Origin of the sequence: Streptomyces kronopolitis, from assembly GCF_014646275.1 — a bacterium.
GTDB lineage: Bacteria > Actinomycetota > Actinomycetes > Streptomycetales > Streptomycetaceae > Streptomyces > Streptomyces kronopolitis.
On the sequence record NZ_BMND01000028.1, the window covers coordinates 66618 to 81603 of the forward strand.

Genomic DNA, 14986 nt, shown 5'->3' on the forward strand with positions numbered 1-14986 from the left:
GTGCGGGTGCGCTCCCGCGGGCGGCGCGGTCGGGTACGGCCGTTCGGGTCACGCGGTCCGGGTCAGGCGGTCCGGCGCCGGCCGCGGCTCACCGCTTGCGGGCCCGGCTGGGCTGCACCCGGGACGGCTCCCCCGGCATCTTCGGATGGTCGGGCGGATAGGGCATGTCCCCCAGCCCCTCGTCCCGCTCCTGCCGGTCCGCGGCCTCCAGGACGGATTCCAGGCCGAAGGCGTGGTCGGCCATGTCGGCGTGTACATCGCCGAGTTCCGCGAACCGCGGGGGCACGGTCCGCAGGTCGAAGTCCTCGGGCGTCGCGTCGGACAGCTCGTCCCAGCGCAGCGGGGTGGAGACGGTCGCCCGCGGCCGGGCGCGCAGCGAGTAGGCGGAGGCGATGGTCCGGTCCCGGGCCATCTGGTTGTAGTCGACGAAGACCTTCTCGCCGCGCTCCTCCTTCCACCAGGCCGAGGTCACCTGCTCCGGCATCCGGCGCTCCAGCTCCCGGGCCACGGTGATGGCGGCGCGCCGGACCTCGGTGAATGTCCAGTCGGGACGCAGCGGCACATAGACGTGCACCCCGCGGCCGCCGGATGTCTTGGGCCAGCCGCGCAGCCCGTGCTCGGTCAGCAGCTCGCGCAGCGCGTGGGCGACCCGGGCGGCGTCGGCGAAATCGGTGCCGGGCTGCGGGTCGAGGTCGATGCGCAGTTCGTCGGGGTGCTCGGTGTCGTTGCGGCGGACGGGCCACGGATGGAACGTCAGACACCCCAGATTGGCCGCCCAGAGCACGGCCGCGGGCTCGGTGGGGCACATCTCGTCGGCGAACCGCCCGCTGGGGAAGGCGATCCGGGCGGTGGGCAGCCAGTCGGGCAGTCCCTTGGGCGCCCGCTTCTGGTAGAAGAACTCGCCCTCCACGCCGTCGGGGAAGCGCTGCATGGTGGTGGGCCGGTCGCGCAGGCCCCGCAGCACCCCGTCGGCGACGGCGAGGTAGTACTGCGCGACGTCCATCTTGGTGAAGCCGCGCTCCGGGTAATACGTCTTGTCGGGGTGCGACAGGCGCACCGTGCGCCCCGCGACGTCCAGCTCGACAGCTCCGCCTCCGGCCATGACTCCACGTTAGGTTCCGTGCCGCGCCGCCGCGCGCCGGGAGAGCGGTGTGCCGCCCGGCTCCGGCGCGCGCGAAGCGCCATCGGCGGTCAGGATCGGGGCATGGACCTGCCCGTGATGCCCCCGGTCTCCCCGATGCTCGCGAAGCTGGTGACCAAGATCCCCGCCGGCATGCAGTACGAGGCCAAGTGGGACGGCTTCCGCGTCATCGTCTTCCGTGACGGCGACGAGGTCGAGATCGCCAGCCGGACCACGAAGCCGCTCACCCGCTACTTCCCCGAAGTGGTCGCGGCGGCGCGGGCCGAGCTGCCGCGGCGCTGCGTCCTGGACGGCGAGATCGTCATCGCGCATGACGGCCGGCTGCACTTCGAGGAGCTGCTGGAGCGCATCCACCCGGCCGACTCCCGGGTCCGTACGCTCGCCGAGCGGACGCCCGCCTCGCTCGTCGCCTTCGACCTGCTGGCGCTGGACTCCGCCACGCTGATGCACGAGCCGCAGACGGCGCGCCGGGAGGCCCTGGTCGAGGCGCTGCGCCCGGCCCGTGCCCCGGTGTACACCGCGCCCGCCACCACGGATCAGGAGCTGGCGCGCCGCTGGTTCACCCAGTTCGAGGGCGCGGGGCTGGACGGGGTGGTCGCCAAGCCGCTCGATCTGCCGTACCGGCCCGGTGACCGCGCGATGTTCAAGATCAAGCACGCCCGGACCGCGGACTGCGTGGTCGCGGGGTACCGGCTGCACAAGAGCGGTCCGGTGGTCGGCTCCCTGCTGCTCGGCCTGCACGACGAGGCCGGGCACCTCCAGCACGTCGGGGTGTGCGCGTCGTTCCCCATGGCCAGGCGGCAGGCACTGATCGAGGAGCTGGCGCCGCTGCGGATGGCGGACGTCGCGGGGCACCCGTGGGGCGAGTGGGCCGACGAGGCGGCGCATGCCTCGCGGCGGATGCCGGGCGGGCCCAGCCGCTGGAGCGGCGGCAAGGACCTGTCGTGGGTGCCGCTGCGTCCGGAGCGGGTGTGCGAGGTCGCCTACGACCACATGGAGGGCGACAGGTTCCGGCACACCGCCCAGTTCCGCCACTGGCGCCCGGACCGTACGCCGGAGAGCTGCACCTACGCCCAGCTGGAGGAGCCGGTGCACTACGACCTGGGGGAGCTGCTGCGGGGCTGACCGCACGGGGCGGACCGCCGCAGCTCAGCGGTCGGACTCCGGGGGCCAGCGGCGCCGGGTCTCCCCCGGTGCGAGGCGGTCGACGACCTCCGCGAGCTCCCGGCAGGCGTACTCGATCTTGCGGCGGACGCTGTACTGCTCGGCGATGATCGCCGACAGCAGCAGCGCGGTGAGCGCCGCGGACGCGTTGAGCGCCTGGAGGTTGATCATCGCCTCCAGCAGGCTCTGGCCCTGGAACGGTCCCCGCCGGCCGTTCGCCGCCGTGATGGCCAGCACCGACACCAGCAGCACGATCGGGGCCGCGCCCGCCAGCTGGAAGCGCAGCGCCGCCCACACGATCAGCGGGAAGACCAGGAACAGCAGCGACAGCTCGCTGCTGACCGCCACATACGTGACCCCGACCGAGCCGACCAGCAGGATCGCCGCCTCGGCCCAGCGGTAGCCGGGCACGTCCCGGGGCCGGCGGAGCGTCCGGCAGGCGAGCAGCAGCGGGGTGACGACGAGGACGCCCATCGCGTCGCCCACCCACCACGCCGCCCAGGTCTTCCAGAAGCCGCCGGCCGGCAGCACCCCGCTCAGGAGCAGCGTGCCGGTGCCCACCGTCGCGCTGATCAGCATGCCGGCGAACGCGCCGAGGGCGACCAGCGCCACCCCGTCGCGCAGCCGGTCGAGCGCGGGGCGAAAGCCCACCTTGCGCAGCATCCAGCAGGCGCACACGGGGGCCAGGGTGTTGCCCGCCATGATGCCGATGACGGAGGGCTGGAGTTCGCTGATCGAGGCGACGACCAGGAAGGTGCCGAGCGCGATGCCCGGCCAGGTCCGCAGGCCCAGCAGGAGCAGACTGGCCAGCGCGATGCCGGTGGGCGGCCAGAGCGGCGTGACCTGGGCGCCGGCGATCACCACCTGCTCCAGCAGGCCGATCCGTGCGGACGCGTAGTAGACGCCGGCGAGGACGAGGATCGTCAGGACTGCCGGTGCGAGACGGCGGAGTTCCTCGGTGCGCACCACACCGGCCATCAGACAACGCCGGCGGCCGGGCCCCGGCCGCGACACGCACGCCCGGCCCGCGCTTCACCCCGCTCTGGGCGCCGCCGCGTCGAAGCGCAGCACGATCACCGCGGAGTCGTCGGTGTGCCCGGTGAACTCGGCCACGCTCATCGCCACGTCGGCCACCGTGGCCGGGTCGCCGCCGGCGTTGGCGCTGACCAGCCGGGTCACCTGGGCCAGTCCGGCCTCTATCGGGAACGACGGGCCCTCGACGACCCCGTCGGTGAGCAGCACGAACGCGCCCGCCGTGGCGAACCGCCGGCGGGTGACCGGATAGTCCTCCCCCGCGACGATGCCGAGCGGCAGGCCCCCGGGGTCGTCGGCGAGGCCGTGCCGGCCGTCGGTGGTGGCCCAGATGCCCGGCACATGACCGGCCCGGGCGCTGGACAGCTCCCAGGCGACCGGGTCGAAGCGGACGAAGGTGCAGGTCGCGAAGAGCCCGCAGTCGACGGACAGCAGCAGGTCGTTGGCGCGCCGCAGCACCTCCCCCGGGTCCGCGGCGTGGCCGGCGACGGCGCGCAGCCCGAAGCGGATCTGTCCCATGAAGGCGGCCGCCTCGACATCGTGCCCCTGCACATCGCCGATGCAGAAGGCGAGCGATCCGTCGGGCAGCGGGAAGCCGTCGTACCAGTCGCCCCCGATGTCCAGGCCGTGCCGGGCGGGGGCGTAGGTGGCGGCGGCGCGCAGGCCGGGTACCACGGGCAGGACGGTCGGCAGCATGTCGTGCTGGAGGGCCTCGGCCAGCTCCACCCGGGCCCGCTGCTTCTCGGCGCCCTCCCGCGCCTGGGCGGTCAGCCGGCCGAGGGTGGTCAGCAGATCGTCGGCGCTCGCGGACCGCGGGGGACGACGCCGCAGCATGGATCGCTCCAAGGTGCGTCGGTGCAGGAGCCGCCGCGGGGCCACGCTCCGTGCGGTGCTCCGCGTGGGCCGTCTGACCTGGCCTGATGGGACCCTTGGGGAGTCCCGCCTGTCCGGTTCATCTTATTTCTGCGGTCCGACTTCCGCTTGACGGCCGTCCGGCGGGGGCGGACCCGCCGCCCCCGCCGGGCTCAGGCGGTGGCCGCCGGGCGGGGTGCCTGGAGGTGCCGGACGCCGGACCGTACGGCCCAGAAGAACACCGCGAGCGCGAGGGCGGCGACGGTGAGGGAGTCGTACGGGGCGGGCAGCCGGCCGGAGCCCTCGAAGGTGCCCAGCCAGGAGAGCAGCGTCAGGGCGACGAGGTAGACCACCAGCCAGGCGCCGGTGCGCAGTTCGGCACCGAGCGGGCGGCGCGGGCCGGCGCCGTCGGCCTCCGGGGCGTCCAGGTCGGCGCGGGCGCCGGGGCGGTGCATGGCCAGGAAGATCAGCAGGCCACCGAGGACGAGCGGCAGCGCGAGCCGCAGGTCCTGCCAGCCCGACCAGTAGACGAACTCGCTGGACACCACGAAGCTGACCGGCGCGATCCAGCTCAGCCCCGGGACCCAGCCCGCGGTGCGGCCGCCCGGCTCGGCGCGGAAGACGGCGACCGCGACCGCGGAGGCGGCATAGATCAGCAGATACATGTCGCCCATGACGCTGACGATGTCCTGCCAGCCGCCGAACGGCAGCAGGAAGACCACGATGACGACGAGGTTGATCGCCAGGGCCCGGCGCGGGATGCCGAACCGCTGGTTGACCTTCATGAAGTACCGGGGGATCGTGCCGTTCTTGGCGAGCGCGTAGGTGTGCCGGGCGTCGATCGCCACGCCCACGTACGCCGAGCCGCCGGGCGAGACCACCGCGTCCGCGTAGAGCAGGCTGGACAGCCAGTGCAGATTGAGGATCAGGGCGAGCTGTCCGAACGGCGAGTCGAAGGAAACGCCCTGCCAGCCGTGGCCGAGCAGGTTCTCGGGGACGGTGAAGAGGAACGCCAGCTGCAGCGCCAGGTACATCAGGACGGCGAGGCCGATCCCGCTGAGGACGGCGCCGGGGATGGTCCGGCGGGGGTTGCGGGTCTCGCCGGAGAAGTCCAGCGGCGCCTGGAATCCGTTGACGGAGTAGACGATGCCGCCGCCGGCCAGCGCGGTCAGGCAGGCGACATAGCCGTACGGCGCGAATCCGCCGTGGTCCGTCAGCCGGCCGGAGTGCCAGCCGGAGGCGATCAGCGCGATCACGGTGACCACCGGGACGACGATCTTGAACACCGAGACCAGGTTGTTGAGCTTGGCGAACATCCGCACCGCGAACCAGTTCAGCACCGTCAGCAGCACGCTGAGCCCGGTGGCCAGCGCCAGCCCGGAGAGGGTGAGGGTGTGGCCGTTGTAGATGCCCGGGAGGTAGTGCGCGGCGTACTGCATGATCGCGCTGATCTCGGCTGCGGTGCCGCCCACCGACAGCAGGGTGGACCAGCCGATGAGGGTGCCGACGAGCCGGCCGCTGGCGAACAGCGGCCAGCGGACCGTGCCGCCGCCCTCCGGCCGGGTCGCGCCCAGCTCGATCATGACCAGGGCGACCAGTGCGCACAGCACGCCCGCCCCCACCCAGGACAGCAGGGCGGCGGGGCCGGCGGTCTGCGCCGCGTACATGGCGGCGAACAGCCAGCCGGAGCCGACGATATTCGAGAAGCCGATGCCGGTCAGCCCCCAGAAGCCCAGGTCACGGCGCAATCGACGCTCCTGCACCTGCACATCCGGCGCGCCGGCGCCCTCGCCTCCGGCTGATACCTGACGCTCCGTCACGGAAACGGCCTCCTTGATTCACTGTTCCGGCTCGCCGGACCCTACTCGACCGGCGGCGCACGGAAATGTCCTGCTCCACCAGCGGACACTTCCTCCACACGGCGTGCCGCCACGGCGCCGGAGCGTGCGGCGCCCGGCCGGGAGGGCCACGACCGGACGCACGGGGGCGGGGGAAGGAGCGGCCGCGTGGGGCGCAGCCGACACACAGAATTCACAGGGCGGGCGGACCGCGGTGCACAGGGAGCGGCCCGGCGCACGGGAGGCGGTTCGGCCGCCGCACCGGATCGGCCCGTAGGCATCTCTCGCCGAGGCCGCGTCGGCGCACGGGGATGCCGCTTCGCCGTCAGCCGGGTTCGTCATCGGCGCGGCCACCGTCGCGGTGCTGTCGGTGCTGCTGGCACTCCTCGGCTGACCGGCCACCAGTAGGCGAGCGAAGGCCCCAAGTCCCGCCCAGTCCGGGCGCGTTCAGCAGCTCCAGCAGCCCGACCAGCAGGCCGAGCGGTGCGGGCGGTGGCGCCGTCCGTGGAGTCGGCCGGTGGGCTCTTCGCCGGTGTCGGCGGGTGCGGCGAGGGCACGCAGCGCGGCGATCCGGTCGCACAGCACGACGGTGAGGGCGGCGATCTCCTCCGGATCGGCGCTGCCCTTCTCGATGCGCAGCCAGGATCCGGGCGGCTCCTCGGACACCGGAGAGCCGTCGGCGAGCGGGGTGCCGTCGAGGGCCGTGTGCCCCTGGGCGGGCCCGCTCCCGTCGCGGGGCGTGCGCCCGTCCGCGGGGGTGCCCGCACCGGCGGCGGCCGCGCCCGCGGCGGTGGGCGGCTGCTCCACGAGGGGGGTGGCGGCAGCCAGCAGGGCGCCGGGGCCGGCGGGGCCGGTCTCGCCGGTGACGGTGCTCGCGTCCGTGGTGGTGCTCATGTGCGGGTCCATGGGCTAGGCGACGGTGCGTGGCGCAGGTGCGTGGCGCATGACGGGCCGCCCCGGCGTCGCGCTGGTGCCGCGTACGGACAGGTCACCGTCCCGACGCTACGAGCGCCCCGGGGCGGTGTCGCGCGGGAGGCCTTTCCGCCTGCGCCATTCGGACGACCCCGCCGCCGTCCCAGGCGTGATATCCGGCGCCGGGACCGTGTTGCTCCCGGCCCCCGCATCCCGGGCGACGAGCATCGCGCCCAGGGATGTGCAGGCACGCGGCTGCCGAATGACGCAGTCAGGATGGCGGGACGATGAGACGTGACCAGGCCGACGACGGGCGGGCGCCGACGCGGGACGAGGGGCGCCGGGGCTTTCTGCGGTGCGCGGCGGGGATGGCGGGCGCGGCGGCCGCCGTGGGACTCGGCGGGGAGGCCGGCGCCGTCCCCGCGGCCCGCCCGGCGACCGCGCTGCCCGACGACCGGCAGCTGCCCGACCGGATCCCCTTCCACGGGCAGCACCAGGCCGGCATCGTGACCCCGCAGCAGCTCTTCGCCGGGTTCGTCGGCTTCGATGTGCTGGCCGACAACCGGGAGCGGCTGACCGAGCTGTTCCAGCGGCTCACCCATCGGACCCGCACCCTGGTGGCGGGGGTGAAGCCGCGGGACGAGCAGGTGGCCAAGGAGGCCCCGACGCCCGACTCGCTGACCATCACCCTCGGCGTCGGCGCCTCCCTGTTCGACGACCGGTTCGGTCTCTCGGGACACAAGCCCCGGCATCTCAAGGCCATGCCGCCCTTCCCCGACGACCGGCTGGAGCCGGCCCGCTGCCACGGCGATCTGTCGCTGCAGATCTGCGCCCAGCACCCCGACGCGATCGTCCACGTGCTGCGCGATCTGACCCGCGAGACGGAGGGGCTGCTGCGGCCCCGCTGGCGCGCGGACGCCTTCCTCAACCCCTCGCGGCCCTCGGGGTCGCCCCGTACGTTCATCGGCTTCAAGGACGGGATCGTCAACCCGGACACCGGATCGGCGCGGGAGATGGACCGGCTGATGTGGGTGACCCCGCCCTGCGGCGAGCCGGAGTGGGCCCTGGGCGGCAGCTACCAGGTGCTGCGGCTGATCCGCTTCCACATCGAGAAGTGGGACAAGCTGCCGGTGACCCGCCAGGAGCGGATCTTCGGCCGCCACAAGGCGAGCGGTGCTCCGCTGGACGGCAAGAACGAGTCGGACGTACCGCGCTACCGCGACGATCCGAACGGCGAGAAGATCCCGCTCGACTCCCACATCCGGCTGGCCAATCCCCGCACCGAGAAGACCGACAACTCCCGCTTCCTGCGCCGCAGTTACAACTACGACGCCGGCTTCGACCGCAGCGGGAAGATGGACCTCGGGCTGGTCTTCTGCGGCTACCAGCAAAACCCGCAGCGGCAGTTCGCGACGGTGCAGCGGCGGCTGCGGCACGAGCCGCTGTCCGAGTTCGTCACCCCGATCGGCGGCGGCTACTTCTTCAACCTGCCCGGGGTGCGGGACGCCAACGACTGGTTCGGCTCCCGGCTGCTGGAGAAGGCCTGAGCGACACGGAGGGCGGTGCCCCGGCGGCTGTGACGCCGGGGCACCGCCCTCCGTGGTAGCCGCCTCAGCAGATCCGCGGCAGCTGCTCACCCAGCGGCAGATCGACGACCCGGGTCCCGCCCAGCGGGGTACGGGCGACGACCATGCCGGGGTGGGTCTCGACGGTCTCGCCGATGACCGCGGCGCCGGCGCCCAGCGGGTGCGCACGCATCGCGTCCAGCACCGCGTCGGCATGAGCGCGCGGGACGAACGCCACGAGCTTGCCCTCGTTGGCGACGTACATCGGGTCCAGGCCGAGGATCGCGCAGGCGTTGGCGACGGCCGCCGGGACGGGAACGGCGCGTTCCTCGATGACGACGCCGGTGCAGGAGGCGGTGGCGATCTCGCACAGGGCCGCGGCCAGTCCGCCCCGGGTGGGGTCGCGCAGTACGTGCAGATCGGGCGTGACCGCGAGCATGGACTCGACGAGGCCGCCGAGCGCCGCGCAGTCGCTCTCGATCTCCACGCCGAACTCCAGGCCCTCCCGCACGCTCATGATGGCCACGCCGTGCAGGCCGATGTCACCGCTGACGATCACCACATCGCCGGGGACGACCCGCTGCGGCCGCAGATCGACGCCCGCCGGGATCAGCCCGATACCGGCGGTGTTGAGGTAGACGCCGTCGCCGTGACCGGACTCGACGACCTTGGTGTCGCCGGTAGCCACCTCGACACCGGCCGCCCGCGCGGCCGCGCCCATGGCATCGGCGACCCCGGCGACCACCGGCATCTCGACGCCTTCCTCCAGGATGAAGCCGCAGGAGAGATAGGCGGCCCTGGCGCCGCACATGGCGAGGTCGTTGACCGTGCCGTTGACGGCGAGGTCGCCGATGCAGCCGCCCGGGAAGAACAGCGGCCGCACCACGTAGGAGTCGGTGGAGAACGCCAGGCGTACGCCACCGAGGGAGACGGCCGCGGCGTCGCCGAGCTGGGCGAGGATCTCGCCGCCGAAGGCCGGGGCGAAGATCTGCTGGACGAGTTCGGCGGACAGCGCGCCGCCGCCGCCGTGTCCCATCACGACCCGGGGCTGGTCGCGGACCGGGGTGGGACAGGTCCAGCCGGAGATGTCGACGGTGGGCAGGCCGCGCTCGGCCGGGGTGGGGGCTCCGTGGGCGGATCGGGTGGTGTCAGGCAACGGGGCTCGCCTCCTGCGGGGTGGACGGGATGCCGAGTCGGCGGTAGAGGTAGTACGCGGCGCAGGCCCCTTCGCTGGAGACCATGGTGGCGCCGAGCGGGCTGCGCGGGGTGCAGGTGGCGCCGAAGGCCTCGCACTCATGCGGCTTGATCAGCCCCTGGAGGACCTCCCCGCTGCGGCAGGCGGCGGGCTCGCGGGTGGTGATGCCGTCGACGGAGAAGCGGTACTCGGCGTCGTAGTCGCGGTAGCGCTCCGACAGCCGCCAGCCGCTGGCCGGGATGGTGCCGATGCCGCGCCAGGCGCGGTCGGTGACCTCGAAGACATCGGCGAGCATGGCCTGGGCCGCCGGGTTGCCCTCGGGGCGTACCGCGCGCGGATAGGCGTTCTCGACGGTGTGCTCGCCGCGCTCCAGCTGCCGCACGGTGCGGCGGATGCCCTCCAGGATGTCCAGCGGCTCGAAGCCGGTCACCACGATCGGCACCTTGAACCGTTCGGCCAGCTCCGGGTACTCCTGGACGCCCATCACGCTGCACACATGGCCGGCGGCCAGGAAGGCCTGGACCCGGCAGCTGGGCGAGGTCATGATCGCCTCGATGGCGGGCGGCACCCGGACGTGCGAGACCAGCATGCTGAAGTTGGGGATGCCGAGCCTGCGGGCCTGATGGACCGTCATGGCGTTGGGCGGTGCGGTGGTCTCGAAGCCGATGCCGAAGAACACCACCTCGCGGTGCGGATTCTGCTGGGCGATCTTCAGGGCGTCGAGCGGCGAGTAGACGACGCGCACGTCGCCACCGTGGCTGCGCACCTGGAACAGATCGCGGTCGCTGCCGGGCACCCGGAGCATGTCGCCGAAGGAGCAGAAGATCACGTCGGGGCGGGAGGCGATCTCCAGCGCCTTGTCGATGACCTCCAGCGGTGTCACACACACCGGGCAGCCCGGTCCGTGGATCAACTCCACGTTGTCGGGCAGCAGTTGGTCGATGCCGTGCCGGATGATGGTGTGAGTCTGGCCGCCGCAGACCTCCATCAGGGCCCAGGGCCGGGTCACCGTGTCCCGGATGTCGTCGAGCAGCCGGCGGGCCAGCTCCGGATCCTGGAATTCGTCGATGTACTTCACCGGTTCGCCTCCGTCGCGCCGTCCGCGGGCCCGGCCGCCGGTGCGCCCGCGACGACGGCCCCGTCATCGACCCGGGAAGCGGTCGCCGCCTCCCAGGGGTCGCCGAACTCCTCCTGGAGCAGGCCGAGTTCCTCGAACAGGGCGAGGGTGTGCCGGGCGGATTCCTCGTCCAGGCGCTGCAGCGCGAAGCCGACATGGACGATGGCGTACTCGCCGACCCGCAGATCGGGGACGTACTCCAGGCACACCTCCTTGACCACCCCGCCGAAATCGACGGTGGCCATGCGGGTGCCGTCCCGTTCCTCGATGTCCAATACCTTGCCGGGTACCGCCAGGCACATGGGCCTCTCCTCGTCGTGGGTGCGTTGCGTCTGCCTCGTCGGGGCACCGCTCAGGGCACGCCCACCCCGCCGAACACGGGGACCGTGCGGGCCGCCACGACGACCTGGCCGAGCGCCAGTCCGCCGTCGTTGGGCGGGACGCGGCGGTGGCGCAGGACGGTGAACCCGTCGTCCCGCAGGAGGCGGGCGGTGGCCTCGGCCAGCAGGGTGTTGGCGAAGACGCCGCCGGTCAGCGCCACGGTCGTCAGGCCGCTGCGCTGCCGGGCCAGCACACAGCAGCGCCGTACGAGGTCGGCGACCGCGGTGTGGAAGCGGGCCGCGATCAGCGCCGGGGCGGTGCCCGCACGGAGGTCCTCGACGATGGCGGCGAACACCGGAGCCGGGTCGGCGACGGTGTCGGCGCCGCCCCGGTCCGCCGGTGCGTCGTGCAGCGCGAAGCTGTAGCCGGGGCCGTGGTCGTCACCCGCGCCGAGCGCCGCGGCCTCCAGGGCGACGGCGGCCTGGGCCTCGTATCCGGCGTGGTGGCAGATCCCGGCCAGGGAGGAGACGGCGTCGAAGAGCCTCCCCATGCTGGAGGTGGGCACGCAGTTGAGGTTGCGCTCCAACTGCCGTGCCAGCAGCGGGCGTTCCTCCGGCGGGCAGGCCGCGACCGGCGGCAGGTCGGTGGCCCAGTCGAGGCCGGCGGCGCGCAGATGGGTCAGGGCCATCCGGTAGGGGCGCCGTACCGTGGCGTCGCCGCCGGGCAGCGGCACATAGGCGAGCTGCCCGAAGCGGCGGTATCCGTCGTAGTCGGCGAGCAGGATCTCACCGCCCCACACGGCGTGGTCGTCGCCGTAGCCGGTGCCGTCGAAGGCGACGCCGATGACCGGGCGGCGGTCGCCGAGGCCGTGTTCGGCCATGGCCGCGGCGATGTGCGCGTGGTGGTGCTGGACGCGCACCAGCGCCCGGCCGGCGGTGTGGCGCTCGGCCCAGCGGCCGGAGCGGTAGCCGGGATGCCGGTCGGCGGCGAGGAGTTGGGGACGCACCCCGGTGACGGTCTCCAGATGCGACGCGGCCTTCTCGAAGGCGAGTTGGGTCGCCAGGTCGTCCATGTCGCCGATGTGCGCGGACAGCCAGGCGCGGCGGCCCTCGGCGAGGCAGAGCACGTTCTTCAGGTCGCCGCCGGCCGCGAGTGCGGGCCGCACGGCCACCGGCAGCGGGACGGGGAGCGGCGCGTAGCCGCGCGAGCGGCGGACGAACAGCGGCTCCCCGTCGCTGAGTCGGACCACGGAGTCGTCGCACGGGAGGTGGATCGGCCGGTCGTGGGTCAGCCAGGCGTCCGCCAGCCGCGCCAGCCGCGTAACGGCCTCGTCGTCGTCGGTGACGATCGGTTCGCCCGCGAGGTTGCCGCTGGTCATGACGAGCAGCCGGGGGCCGGGCGGGTCGCCGGGCAGGCCGAGCAGCAGATGGTGCAGCGGGGTGTAGGGCAGCATGACGCCGAGGTCGGGGCTGCCGGGGGCGACGGCGGCCGAGAGCGCGGGCGCGCCGGGCGGCGGGGCGGGGTGCGGGGCGCGGCGCAGCAGCACGATGGGGCGCGCCGGCCCGGTCAGCAGCGCGCGCTCCTCGTCCCGCAGCCGCACCAGGTGTGCGATGTCGTCGAGTTGACGGGCCATCAGGGCGAAGGGCTTGTCGCCGCGGGACTTGCGGCGGCGCAGTGTGCTGACGGCGGTGTCGTCGGCGGCGTCGCAGACCAGGTGGTAGCCGCCGAGGCCCTTCACGGCCACGATCGCGCCGTCGGCGAGCAGCCGGCGGGCGTCGGCGACCGGGTCGGGGCCGGGCGCCGGGTGCGGCGGGCGGGTGCGGTCGTCGGGGTCCGCGGTCAGCAGCCGCAGCCGGGGGCCGCAGTCGTGGCAGGCGATGGGCTGGGCGTGGAACCGCCGGTCGGTCGGATCCGCGTACTCGCGCGCGCAGCGGGCGCACATCGGGAAGCGGGCCATGGTCGTGTGGGCCCGGTCGTAGGGCACCGCGGTGACGATGGTGAAGCGCGGCCCGCAGTGCGTACAGGTGAGGAAGGGGTGCCGGTGGCGGCGGTCGGCCGGGTCGGTCAGCTCGGCGAGGCAGGCGTCGCAGGTGGCGGCGTCCGGCGAGACCAGGGTGCGCGAGGGTCCGTCGGCGCGGGAGGGCAGGATCCGGAACCCGGTGCCGCCGACCACCGCGAGGTCCGTGCCGTCGACGGCCTCCACCACTGCCAGCGGGGGCGCCTCGGTGCCGAGCCGTTCCGTGAAGCGGGCGAGCGCGGCGGGGGCGCCCTCGACCTCGGCGACCACGCCGTCACCGGTGTTGGTGACATGGCCCGTCAGACCCAGCTCGGTGGCGAGGGTGTGGACGAACGGGCGGAAGCCCACGCCCTGGACGACGCCGCGCACGGTGATCCGGCGGCGGGCGGCGGCTGCCGCGGGGGCCGCGGCGAGGGCCCCGTCGACCTGCCCTGTGGTCATGAGCGGCTCGACGCCACGGTGTCGGAGCCGGTCGGGTGCGGATGGCCGCCGGGTGTCCGCGGTGCGTGGCTGTGCTCGCCGTCGTGGGCGTGCTCGTCGTGGGTGTGGCCGCCGTCGTGGGGGTGCTCGTGCGGATGGCCGCCGTCGTGGGGGTGGCCCGCCTCGTACGGCCGGCCGTCCTCGACGTCGTGCACATGGTGGGACGTGCGGGTCATGACCGGGATGTGGACCGGCGCCCCGTCGCGCGCCGCCAGCGCCCGGTCCAGCAGCACCCCGCCGCCGGTGCCGCCGCGGGCCGAGGTGAGCACGACCTCGACACCGGGGTTGATGCGTTCGACGTTGGCGCGGAACTCCGCCTCGTCGAAGGAGACCGCGTCGGCGATGTCCATCTTGGTGACCACGACCAGATGGGCGAGTCCGAAGGCGGTGGGGTACTTCAGCGGTTTGTCCTCGCCCTCGGTGACCGACGCCAGCACGACGCGCAGCGTCTCGCCCAGGTCGTAGGAGGCCGGGCAGACCAGGTTGCCGACGTTCTCGATGAACAGCAGCCGGGTGTCGGCGGGCAGCCAGCCGTGCAGGTGCCCGCCCAGCATCTCCGCCTCGAGGTGGCACAGCCCGTCGGTGAGCACCTGTTTGACGGGGACCCGGGAGCGGGCCAGCCGTACCGCGTCGTTCTCCGTCGCGAGATCGGCGGTGAGTGCGGCGACCGGGATGTGGCGGCTGCGGGCGAGGGTGAGTTCCCCCTCCAGCAGGGCGGTCTTGCCGCTGCCGGGGCTGGAGAGCAGATTGACCAGCGCGGTGCCGCGGGCGGCGAGGTCCTCGCGCAGGGTGTGGGCGCAGGCGTCGTTCTTGGCGAGGACCGCCTGTTGCAGGTCGACGACACGGCACATGGTTCAGCGCTCCTCGTGAGTCGGTGGGTGTGCCGGGGCGTCGTTCCAGCACACGCTGACGATCTGCAGTTCCCGGCCGGAGAGCAGCTCGGCGCTCGCCCCGCCACAGCCCGGACAGCTCAGCCGCGGGGGCATGCCCACCGGCCAGGTGTCGGCGCAGGGGCCGCAGCGGGCGCGCGCGGGCACGGGCTCGGTGACCAGTTCCGCGCCCTCCAGCACGGTTCCGGCACAGGCGAGGGAGAAGGAGAAGGCCAGCGCGTCGGAGACCACGCCGGCCAGTTCGCCGACCTGCAGCCGCACGCTGTGGACCGTGCCGGCCCCGTCCGGCCGGTCGGCGCCGGCGACCTGGTCCACGACCGCAAGCGCGATGGACATCTCGTGCATCGGTCCCTCTCTGGTACGGGGACGACCGGGGCTGCTCGGCTTCATTAGACGGCGCGTCCAGAGGCCGGCCGGGGTGCCTCGCCGGGCGGCGCTGTGGCGTACACCGTTCGGTGCAGC

General features: G+C 73.7%; 13 protein-coding genes. 2 read left to right on the forward strand and 11 right to left on the reverse strand.

The annotated features are described in order from the left end of the window. Positions 1-88: 88 nt before the first annotated feature. Entirely contained in the window at positions 89-1102 is a 1014-nt protein-coding gene (gene ligD / locus IEY78_RS25460; RefSeq protein ID WP_189102070.1) for a non-homologous end-joining DNA ligase, read from the reverse strand. 102 nt (positions 1103-1204) lie between these two features. On the opposite strand from ligD, the gene IEY78_RS25465 reads away from it, so the two are divergent. Beyond that, positions 1205-2266 carry an ATP-dependent DNA ligase gene (locus IEY78_RS25465; RefSeq protein WP_189102072.1) on the forward strand — a complete coding sequence of 354 codons (1062 nt, stop codon included), beginning with the start codon at positions 1205-1207 and terminating at the stop codon, positions 2264-2266. A 24-nt stretch (positions 2267-2290) separates the two neighbouring features. On the opposite strand, the gene IEY78_RS25470 is transcribed toward IEY78_RS25465, so the two are convergent. The 4 genes from IEY78_RS25470 to IEY78_RS34615 form a co-directional block, all read right to left on the reverse strand. Continuing rightward, positions 2291-3274 carry an MASE1 domain-containing protein gene (locus IEY78_RS25470; protein WP_189102074.1) on the reverse strand — a complete coding sequence of 328 codons (984 nt, stop codon included), beginning with the start codon at positions 3272-3274 and terminating at the stop codon, positions 2291-2293. 63 nt (positions 3275-3337) lie between these two features. After that, positions 3338-4171, reverse strand: a complete 834-nt coding sequence (locus IEY78_RS25475) for a PP2C family protein-serine/threonine phosphatase (protein ID WP_189102076.1) — start codon at positions 4169-4171, stop codon at positions 3338-3340. A 191-nt stretch (positions 4172-4362) separates the two neighbouring features. Then, positions 4363-6009 (reverse strand): APC family permease, encoded by a 1647-nt coding sequence (locus IEY78_RS25480; RefSeq protein WP_373294242.1) that lies wholly within the window; start codon positions 6007-6009, stop codon positions 4363-4365. 465 nt (positions 6010-6474) lie between these two features. Then, complete coding sequence (locus IEY78_RS34615) at positions 6475-6921, reverse strand: acyl-CoA carboxylase subunit epsilon (RefSeq protein ID WP_268240324.1); 447 nt, start codon at positions 6919-6921, stop codon at positions 6475-6477. A 305-nt stretch (positions 6922-7226) separates the two neighbouring features. On the opposite strand from IEY78_RS34615, the gene efeB reads away from it, so the two are divergent. After that, positions 7227-8486, forward strand: coding sequence for an iron uptake transporter deferrochelatase/peroxidase subunit (efeB, locus tag IEY78_RS25490; RefSeq protein WP_189102078.1), 1260 nt, complete (start codon positions 7227-7229; stop codon positions 8484-8486). Between the two features lie 64 nt (positions 8487-8550). Here the strand turns inward: efeB and hypE are convergent, their stop codons facing one another. The 6 genes from hypE to IEY78_RS25520 are packed head-to-tail and all read right to left on the reverse strand — an operon-like array spanning position 8551 to position 14869. Next, positions 8551-9660 carry a hydrogenase expression/formation protein HypE gene (gene hypE, locus IEY78_RS25495; protein ID WP_373294243.1) on the reverse strand — a complete coding sequence of 370 codons (1110 nt, stop codon included), beginning with the start codon at positions 9658-9660 and terminating at the stop codon, positions 8551-8553. Next, complete coding sequence (gene hypD / locus IEY78_RS25500) at positions 9653-10777, reverse strand: hydrogenase formation protein HypD (protein WP_189102080.1); 1125 nt, start codon at positions 10775-10777, stop codon at positions 9653-9655. Before hypD ends, hypE begins: the two co-directional genes overlap by 8 nt. Continuing rightward, complete coding sequence (locus IEY78_RS25505; protein ID WP_189102082.1) at positions 10774-11118, reverse strand: HypC/HybG/HupF family hydrogenase formation chaperone; 345 nt, start codon at positions 11116-11118, stop codon at positions 10774-10776. The genes hypD and IEY78_RS25505 overlap by 4 nt, the downstream gene beginning before the upstream one ends. Before the next feature lie 50 nt (positions 11119-11168). After that, the gene (gene hypF / locus IEY78_RS25510) at positions 11169-13595 is read right to left on the reverse strand and encodes a carbamoyltransferase HypF (RefSeq protein ID WP_189102083.1); all 2427 of its coding nucleotides are present in this window, start codon (positions 13593-13595) and stop codon (positions 11169-11171) included. Beyond that, complete coding sequence (hypB, locus tag IEY78_RS25515; protein ID WP_189102085.1) at positions 13592-14485, reverse strand: hydrogenase nickel incorporation protein HypB; 894 nt, start codon at positions 14483-14485, stop codon at positions 13592-13594. Before hypB ends, hypF begins: the two co-directional genes overlap by 4 nt. Positions 14486-14488: 3 nt before the next feature. Further along, complete coding sequence (locus IEY78_RS25520; protein WP_189102087.1) at positions 14489-14869, reverse strand: hydrogenase maturation nickel metallochaperone HypA/HybF; 381 nt, start codon at positions 14867-14869, stop codon at positions 14489-14491. Positions 14870-14986: the final 117 nt, after the last annotated feature.

Bases quoted from the DNA above. Each gene is read 5' to 3' on its own strand.
- hypB (WP_189102085.1), bottom strand. From the start codon at position 14,485: ATGTGCCGTGTCGTCGACCTGCAACAGGCGGTCCTCGCCAAGAACGAC.
- IEY78_RS25465 (WP_189102072.1), top strand. From the start codon at position 1,205: ATGGACCTGCCCGTGATGCCCCCGGTCTCCCCGATGCTCGCGAAGCTG.
- efeB (WP_189102078.1), top strand. From the start codon at position 7,227: ATGAGACGTGACCAGGCCGACGACGGGCGGGCGCCGACGCGGGACGAG.
- hypF (WP_189102083.1), bottom strand. From the start codon at position 13,595: ATGACCACAGGGCAGGTCGACGGGGCCCTCGCCGCGGCCCCCGCGGCA.
- IEY78_RS25475 (WP_189102076.1), bottom strand. From the start codon at position 4,171: ATGCTGCGGCGTCGTCCCCCGCGGTCCGCGAGCGCCGACGATCTGCTG.
- ligD (WP_189102070.1), bottom strand. From the start codon at position 1,102: ATGGCCGGAGGCGGAGCTGTCGAGCTGGACGTCGCGGGGCGCACGGTG.
- IEY78_RS34615 (WP_268240324.1), bottom strand. From the start codon at position 6,921: ATGAGCACCACCACGGACGCGAGCACCGTCACCGGCGAGACCGGCCCC.
- IEY78_RS25520 (WP_189102087.1), bottom strand. From the start codon at position 14,869: ATGCACGAGATGTCCATCGCGCTTGCGGTCGTGGACCAGGTCGCCGGC.
- IEY78_RS25505 (WP_189102082.1), bottom strand. From the start codon at position 11,118: ATGTGCCTGGCGGTACCCGGCAAGGTATTGGACATCGAGGAACGGGAC.